Below are 7,762 nucleotides of genomic sequence, written 5' to 3'. Positions count from 1 at the left end.
CTCGGCGTTCTCCGCCTTCGCCCTGGCCCGGATCGCCGGCCAGGTCTCCTCGTGCCAGACTCGGACCGCTTCCGGATCCTGCTCGACCGCCCGCTTGTCCGGACGCTGGAAGGTCAGCCCCCGGCGCTTGAGGTACTTGCCCATGCCGGGCTCGGTGAACCGGACCCGGTACAGCGTGAAGATGAGCTCACCTATCTGCCTGCGCGTCCACAGCTGACCCGAAAGCCCCAGGTCACAGGGGGTGTGGTCGAGGACGGCCTGCCGGACGGCGACCTGCTCGGCCTCGGACAGGACCTGATGCTCGCCCACGCGACGGCCTCGCGGGCACGACAGCAGTGCGTCCCGGCCGCCGACCTGCCGCTTCGCCCACCAGTTGTCCACGGCCTTGACCGACACCTTGAACAGAGCGGCGACCTCTGCCCGGCCCCGGCCCTCCACCAGCGCGGACACCGCCAGCAACCGCACGGCCCCCTGCGCGTCCGGCGACCAGGCCCGCGCATCCCCCACCAGATCACTCACGTTCCATCAACGAGCCTGAACTCAAAGCGTTTCGGATCAATAGAAGTCGGTGACCTGTCTGGTTGGCCGTCCGGGGTAGTGGCGGGCGGCCATCCAGATGGTGAGAGGGCGGTTCGCGAGGTGATGTCCCTTTCGGGATGCGGCTGGGAAAGGGCTGCTGGTCGCCGTGTTCGTCGGCTACCGCTTCCTGGTGAAGCTGCCGGTCTCGGCCTCGGTGAGGACGTCGAGCTTGACCAGGCGTTTCAGCTTGGCACGGGTGCCCTCGATATTTCTCGGCAACGATTCGTGGTGGAGGGCTTCACAGACATCACGGCGCCCGCGGCCACCTGGGGACCAGTTGGGGACCACACGCTACGCGCAGTGGTGCACGATGCGTGCCTACACGCACAACTCGCGCCCGGATTAGATCCGCTATATCCAGAAAATACCCTTGACCCCCACTCCTGGGGGTCAAGGGGTCGCAGGTTCAAATCCTGTCGTCCCGACTGGAGACAGTCGCAGATCAGGGCCGGTTTCGGAGCAATCCGACACCGGCCCTTGATCATTCCTGGGGACCAGTCGGGGCCGGTGTCCTCGACCGGGCTCAGCGGGTCACGACGATCCCTGCTGCCGACGGCTCCGCTCGTACGTCACCGACGGCCGGCGGGAAGAGCCTTGACCAATTCCCCGTCGACCAGGACGACGAGGCAACCGCAGCCACCGGTGCAGTACTCGACCTCGCCCTCGGACGTGCGGTGGCGGGACCGTAGCGTCCACCACCGCGCCTCCCCCTCCGTCGGCTCATGGCAGACGGGGCAGCGGTCCTGTGCCGGTGCGACGGCGGCCGAGGGTACGGGTGTCATGCCACCAACATGCTGTCACTGTCTATTGCACTTCAACCATTACATCGGCGGGAGAGTTCAGCTGTCAGGGGTGCCGGTGCGGGCCTCCGCCGCAGCAGGTCCTCCGGTCCGCCGCACCGACCAGGCACCGGCCAGGACGACCAGGGCCACGGCTGCCAGTTGGCGTACGGTCAGCTGCTCGTGCAGCAGAAGGAAACCGGCGGTCGCCGCCACGGCGGGGCTCAGCGCGAGGAGCACCCCGAAGGCGCGGGTGTCGATGCGCCGCAGCACCGTCATGTCCAGTGCGTACGGAATCAGCGAGGACAGGAGGGCGACGAGGAGGCCGGTGAGGAGAACGGCCGGGTGGGCCGCCACCGCGGCGCCGCCCGTGACGGCGGAGACCGGGGTCAGGACGCAGGCGCCGCAGGCCAGCGCCAATGAGAGGCCAGTCCAGTCGGTAAACAGCCGTCCGACCCGTCGGCTCAGGACCACGTACCCGGCCCGGCACAGCGCGGCGGCGCCTCCCAGCGCCAGCCCGACAGCGGACAGCGAGGCCCCCGGGCCCGCCAGCAGCAGGACGCCCGCCAGCGCCAGCAGCGCCACCACGAGATGTTCCAGCCGACGGGACAGGGCGATCGACAGGGCGAGCGGGCCGAGCAGTTCCACGGTCGCGGCCACGCCGATCGGCAGGTGGCTGATGGCCTGGAAGTACGCCACGTTCATGGCCGCGAGGACCAGGCCGAGCGGGATCACCGCACGCCACTGCGTCGCTGTGACCTTCCGCAGTGACGGCCGGACGAGCAGCCAGAGGATCACGGCGGAGAAGCACAGCCGCATACCGGCCAGGGCGGAGGGGCCGACGGATGCGTACGCCTCCTTCGCGACGGCCGACCCCGCCTGAAGGCTGGCGATCTGGACCAGCATCAACGCCGGCGCCGTCGCGGACCCCTGCCGCGACAGGCGGGCAGCCTGCACCATCGTGCCTCCGTGAACTCGTCGTGCCCGGTGTCGTCCGGCGGGCCACCCGAGGTCGTACGGCGCCATGGTCCGTCGCCCCGGTACCGGGCCCGGGGCATACGATGATGTAATCGTCTTATGCAGTTCAACCATTACGGCGGTGAAGCCGCCCGACTCGCCGCCGGCCTGGTCAACCTGACCGCGGCACCCCACCCCGCGGACCTGGAACCGCTCCTGGCCGCGCACGGCGTGGTGAACCGCACGCTCACCACCGCGCAGGCCGAGGCCGTCTGGACATGGAGCCGGCGCCTGGCCGCGTGTTTCGGGCGGCAGAACCTCGACGAGCGGTGCGCCTCGGTCAACGCGCTCCTCGCCGACGCGTCGAGCAGCCCCCGTATCTCTCTGCACGACGGACGGCCCCACCTGCACTACAGCGCCACCGGCGCGGACCCGGCCGCGCACATCCGCGCCATCACCGCGGCCGGACTCGCCTACGTCATCTGCTCCGCCGACGCCGAGCGGCTGGGACGCTGCGCACGACGCGACTGCGCCCTGGCTTTCGTCGACACCTCCCGCAACGGCAGACGCACCTACTGCTCGGTGCGCTGCGCCAACAACGACGCCGTGGCCCGCCACCGGGAGCGACGCCACGGAGACGCGACACCGACGACCCGCTGAGGCGTGTCCGGCGGATCACGGCCGGGGGCGCGGTGGGCGCAGCCGTAGTTGCAGCATCGCCTCGAACCGCGCCTCCGGGTCGTCGAGATCGATGTCCGCGACCGCGGCCAGCCGCTTGAGGCGGTAGCGGAAGGTGTTGGGGTGGACGTGTACGGCGGCAGCGGCGGCGGGCACGTCGCCGAAGGTGCTCAGCCAGGCGTCCAGGGTCTCGGTGAGGGCCGTGCCGTGCTCGGTGTCGTAGGCGAGCAGTCGTATGACGGGGCCGTCCGGCAGATCGTCCTCGGCGGCCATCCGGTCCGTCAGCTCCTCCAGCAGCGAGGCGGCGTAGACGTCCGACAGCCGGGCGGCCCTGCGCCGGGTGCGGCCGGAGCCGAGGACCCGCAGCGCGCGGTCCGCGTCGGCCCGCGAGCGGCGCAGCTCCACCGGGCGGGCGGCGAGCCGGCCGACCCCGATGACGGCGGGCACCCGGTCGCCGATCCGGCCGAGGAACGCCTCGGCGACCCGCAGCCCCTGCTCGTCCGAACCGGTGGGCAGGACCGCGTAGGTGACCTGGCCGAGGGTGGCGGCGGCGGTGCGGGGGTGGATCGCGGCCAGGTGGAGGGCGAGCGCCTCGGCGACGCGGTGGCCCGCGGCCACCCGGTCGGGCTCGTACTGCTCGCCGGTCACCGCGAGTGCCAGTACGCAGGCGGGCTGGGCGGAGAGGCCGAGGCGGACGGCGGCCTGCGGCGCGTGCGTGCCGCCGTCCAGGACGGTGGCGAGCAGATCGGCGCGGAGCCGGCGCTCCGCGTCCGCGCCGGTGCGGCGGCGCAGCAGGTGCAGGGCGGCGACCTTCGCCGCCTCGTGGAGGGCCTGGGTCCGGTCCGCGCTCAGCGGCCCGTCGACCACGACCCAGATCGAGCCGAGGACCTCGCCGCCGGCGCGGACGGCGATCGCTACCCGGGGCTTGTCCGCGATGCCGTCCACATAGACGGGTTCCTCCTTGCGGTACAGGGCCTGGAAGGCGCCGAGCTCTTCCAGGGCGCGCAGCTTCTCGGCGGGCACCTGACGGTCCAGTACGGTCGCGATCCGGTCGGGGTCGGCCTCGTCCTGCCGGCTGGAGAAGGCCAGCACCCGGCCGCCGCGGTCCTCCACGGTGACCGGGCCGTCCAGCAGCCCGGCCGTCGCGTTGGCCAGGGCGAACAGGTCTCCGGCGAGCGGCTCGGCACCGTCGGCCTCGTCCGGGCCGCCCACCGTGCCCAGTTCGTCGACCGCGAGCAGCGACCGCAGCAGCGCGGCCACCTGTGCCCAGGAAGCCCCCGGCGTCAGGCCCAGCACGGTCACGCCGGTGCGGGCCGCCGCCTTCGAGACGGGGCCGTACACCGGGACCGGGGAGCGGACCACCACGGCCGCCGCGCCCAGTCCGGCGGCCGTGTCGACCAGGGCGGCGACCGGCCCGGCACCGTACACACCGACGCCGAGCACCACCGCGCCGGGCAGCCTCGCCGGTTCGTCACGGGGGTCCTGGATCAGCACCCCCGTGACGGCACGGGCCGGGTCGGCCTCCCCGGCCACCACTTCGATCAGCGTCGAACCGAGATCGTTGAGGATCCGGCCGAGAACGGCCCGCGGCTGTTCCTCCATGATCACAAGGTAGTTGATCGCGAAGGGGGCGCGGCGGGTGCGGACGGGCTGGTTCCGGGGTCCGTCATCGGCCGATCCACTCCGTCGACTCGGTCACCTCGGCCAGTTGCCCGGGGAGGGGGGAGATCCCGATGCCGGGTCCGCGGGGCACGTCGAGATGGCCGTCGCGGAGTGTGAACGGCTCGGTGATGTCGGTCCGGTAGTACCGGTCGGAGGCGGACGTGTCGCCGGGCAGGGTGAAGCCGGGCAGCGCGGCGAGGGCCACGTTGGCGGCGCGGCCCAGACCGGTCTCCAGCATCCCCCCGCACCAGACGGGGACGCCGTGGGCGGCGCACACGTCGTGGATCCGCCGGGCCTCCAGATAGCCGCCGACCCGCCCCGGCTTGATGTTGACGACCGAGCAGGCGCCCATCGCGAGGGCGTCGGCCGCCGAACGGGCGGACACGATGGACTCGTCCAGGCAGATCGGGGTGCGGATCCGGCGGGCGAGTTCCGCGTGGCCCCGGACGTCCTCCTCGTCCAGCGGCTGCTCGATCAGCAGCAGCCCGTACGGGTCGAGCCGGGCGAGCTGGGCGGCGTCGGCGAGGGTGTACGCGGTGTTGGCGTCCACCTGGAGCCGCACGTCGTCGCCGAAGCGCTCCCGGACCGCGCGCACGGGTGCCACGTCCCAGCCGGGTTCGATCTTCAGCTTGATCCGCAGATAGCCCTCGGAGAGATAACCGTCGACGGTGTCGAGCAGTGCGGGGACCGAGTCCATGATGCCGACCGACACCCCGGCCGGCACCCGTTCGGCCGTCGCTCCCAGCCACTGGCCCATCGACAGGTCGTGGGAGCGCAGCCAGGCGTCGAGGACCGCGGTCTCCAGCGCGGCCTTGGCCATCCGGTGGCCCTTGAACGCGGCCAGCGCCGGGGCGACCGCCCACGGGTCGAGCGACGGCAGGGCGGCGAGGGCGGGCACGAAATAGTCGCGCAGCACGTCCGCGGCGCCCGCGGTGTACTCCGAGGAGTACAGCGGATCGGCCATGGTGACGCATTCGCCGTAGCCCTCGTGCTCCTCGGTCTCGACCCTGACCAGCAGGATCTCCCGGGTGGTCATCGTGGCGAACGAGGTCCGGAAGGGCGCGACCAGTGGCATCGCGATCCGGCGCAGTTCCACCCCTGTGAGCTTCATGGCTGACTCTCCTGACGTCTGTCGATCACGTACCAGCCGTCCCGGGTGAATCCGGTGACGGTGTGTCCCTCGGCCATCAGGCCGCCGAGTACCTCGCGCAGCGCGTACCGCCACTCGCGGGCCAGGGACGGGTCGGTCCGGCGCAGTTCCTCCGCCTCGGCGGGGATCCGGACCAGGACGGTGTCGCCGTCCTGCCGCCCGACGACGGGGCGGCCGTCGGGCCCGGCGTCCAGTGCCACCACGGTGCGGGTCCCCGTGCCGTCGACGGTGACGGCGCGGGGGCGGCCCGCGGCGGACGCGACGGCGGGCTCGCCGGTCAGCTCCCAGCGCACCAGGAGCCGGTCCGTCTCGGTCCCGGCGTTCACCTCGTCCCGCATGGCCCCGTAGAAGTCGGCCAGGTACTCGCTCGGTTCCGCGCCCAGTTTGGCCAGGTTGAAGTAGGCGTTGCGGCTGATCAGCGGGTCGAAGGTCCAGGTGATGGTGGTGATGGAGCGCTCCAGAGCCCAGGCCCGCTGGTGCTGCTTGACCGCGAAGCCGGCGTTGCGGCCCCGGACGCTGCCGTCCACCCCGGCGATGTGCGAGTGCAGTCCGGCGCTGGCCAGGAAGCCCAGGCAGAATCCGGCCATCCGGCCGCCCTGGTCGATTCCGACGACATAGCTGCCGGAGTGCGCGAAGACCCGGAGCAGCTCCGGGGTGATCAGCGGCTTCCCGGGATCGGGCCGCCAGATCCGGTCCAGTACCCGGCACGCCTCGTGCATCTCGTCCAGCTCGTGCAGCTCCCGGACGGTGACGCCCGCACGGAGCGCGGCCCGCTCCGCGGCGGCCGTCGCGGCGGCCTCCTGCGCACCGTTCACGGGGTCACCCGGCCGGGGGCGGCGGGCGCCCCGCGCAGCAGCGAGGCCACCAGGCGGGCCACGAGCGCCGTGCGGCGGGGCAGTTCGGCGACGACCACGTGCTCGTCGTCCGCGTGCGCCCCGCCGCCCACGGCGCCCAGGCCGTCGAGCGTGGGGGTGCCCACTCCGGCGGTGAGGTTGCCGTCGGAGGCGCCGCCGACCGCCACGCCGCGCAGCGGGCCGAGGCCCAGCTCCGCGTAGTGGCCCCGGGCGAGTTCGAACAGCCCGGCCGACGCACTCGTCGGCAGCGGCGGCCGGTCAGGGCCGCCGGAGAAGGCGAGCGAGGCGCCGTCGAGGACCGGTGCGAGGCCGCGTACGGCGCGGTCCACCCGGTCCTGTTCGGCGGCCGTGGCCACGCGTACGTCGACCATCAGCCGGGCCGTGTCGGGCACCGTGTTGCGGGTGGTGCCGGAGGCGGCCACGGTCGGTGTCACGGTGGTGCCGGCCGCCGGGTCGGCGAGGGCGGACAACGCGAGGACCTGGTGGGCGAGTTCGGTAGTGGTGTTGACGCCCTTGCCGGGCTCCAGACCGGCGTGCGCGGCACGTCCGGCGACGGTCAGCTCGTAGCCGGACATCCCCTTCCGCGCGGTCTTCAGCGCGCCGCCCTCGCTCGCCTCCAGGACGAGTACGGCACCGGTCCGCCGGGCCTCGTCCTCGACGAGGGTGCGCGAGGTCGGGGCGCCGATCTCCTCGTCCCCGGTCAGCAGCACCGAGACCCCGTCCAGGTCGTCCAGGACCGAAAGGGCGTGGAACAGCTGCACCACACCGGCCTTCATGTCGAAGCAGCCGGGTCCGGTGAGCCGCCCGCCGGACACCTCGAAGGGGTGCCGGGCGAGGGAACCCACCGGCCACACCGTGTCGAAGTGGCCGAGCAGCAGCACCCGGTCGCCGGAGCCGAAGCGCCAGCGCAGGGCGGGCCGTCCCGAGCCGTCGACCCACTCGGGCGCCGCACCGGTCAGCCGGGTGCCGAGCCCGGCGACGACCCGGGCGCAGTCGACGACCGAGGCGAGGTCCTCGCTGGGCGACTCGGTGCGGACCAGCTCCCCGATGTCGGCGAGCAGTCCCGGCAGCCCGGCCTCCAGGGCGGTGACGATCCCGGTCAT

General features: G+C 72.8%; 8 protein-coding genes. 1 reads left to right on the top strand and 7 read right to left on the bottom strand.

Annotated features, from left to right (window positions below; all coding sequences use genetic code 11):
* The 3 genes from ACIQGQ_RS34505 to ACIQGQ_RS34495 all read right to left on the bottom strand — a co-directional run.
* Positions 1-459: transposase (locus ACIQGQ_RS34505; protein ID WP_402403769.1), on the bottom strand; the 459-nt coding region annotated here is incomplete at its 3' end.
* Positions 460-1,148: 689 nt separating this feature from the next.
* The gene (locus ACIQGQ_RS34500) at positions 1,149-1,361 is read right to left on the bottom strand and encodes a hypothetical protein (protein WP_402403763.1); all 213 of its coding nucleotides are present in this window, start codon (positions 1,359-1,361) and stop codon (positions 1,149-1,151) included.
* 57 nt (positions 1,362-1,418) lie between these two features.
* Positions 1,419-2,318 carry an EamA family transporter gene (locus tag ACIQGQ_RS34495; protein WP_402403761.1) on the bottom strand — a complete coding sequence of 300 codons (900 nt, stop codon included), beginning with the start codon at positions 2,316-2,318 and terminating at the stop codon, positions 1,419-1,421.
* 117 nt (positions 2,319-2,435) lie between these two features.
* Here ACIQGQ_RS34495 and ACIQGQ_RS34490 point away from each other — a divergent pair, with 117 nt between their 5' ends.
* The gene (locus ACIQGQ_RS34490; RefSeq protein ID WP_402403758.1) at positions 2,436-2,975 is read left to right on the top strand and encodes a CGNR zinc finger domain-containing protein; all 540 of its coding nucleotides are present in this window, start codon (positions 2,436-2,438) and stop codon (positions 2,973-2,975) included.
* Positions 2,976-2,990: 15 nt separating this feature from the next.
* Here the strand turns inward: ACIQGQ_RS34490 and ACIQGQ_RS34485 are convergent, their stop codons facing one another.
* From ACIQGQ_RS34485 to ACIQGQ_RS34470, 4 genes are all read right to left on the bottom strand, one after another.
* Positions 2,991-4,595, bottom strand: coding sequence for a PucR family transcriptional regulator (locus tag ACIQGQ_RS34485; RefSeq protein ID WP_402403755.1), 1,605 nt, complete (start codon positions 4,593-4,595; stop codon positions 2,991-2,993).
* Between the two features lie 64 nt (positions 4,596-4,659).
* A complete protein-coding gene (gene menC, locus ACIQGQ_RS34480; RefSeq protein WP_402403753.1) occupies positions 4,660-5,766 on the bottom strand; it encodes an o-succinylbenzoate synthase in 1,107 nt (368 codons plus the stop codon).
* Positions 5,763-6,620, bottom strand: coding sequence for a GNAT family N-acetyltransferase (locus ACIQGQ_RS34475; protein ID WP_402403750.1), 858 nt, complete (start codon positions 6,618-6,620; stop codon positions 5,763-5,765). The genes menC and ACIQGQ_RS34475 overlap by 4 nt, the downstream gene beginning before the upstream one ends.
* Positions 6,617-7,762, bottom strand: coding sequence for a M20 family metallopeptidase (locus ACIQGQ_RS34470; protein ID WP_402403748.1), 1,146 nt, complete (start codon positions 7,760-7,762; stop codon positions 6,617-6,619). Before ACIQGQ_RS34470 ends, ACIQGQ_RS34475 begins: the two co-directional genes overlap by 4 nt.

The organism is Streptomyces sp. NPDC092952 (assembly GCF_044754785.1).
GTDB lineage: Bacteria > Actinomycetota > Actinomycetes > Streptomycetales > Streptomycetaceae > Streptomyces.
The sequence above is the reverse complement of the archived record's forward strand: the minus strand, read 5'-3'. Positions and strand labels throughout refer to the sequence as shown.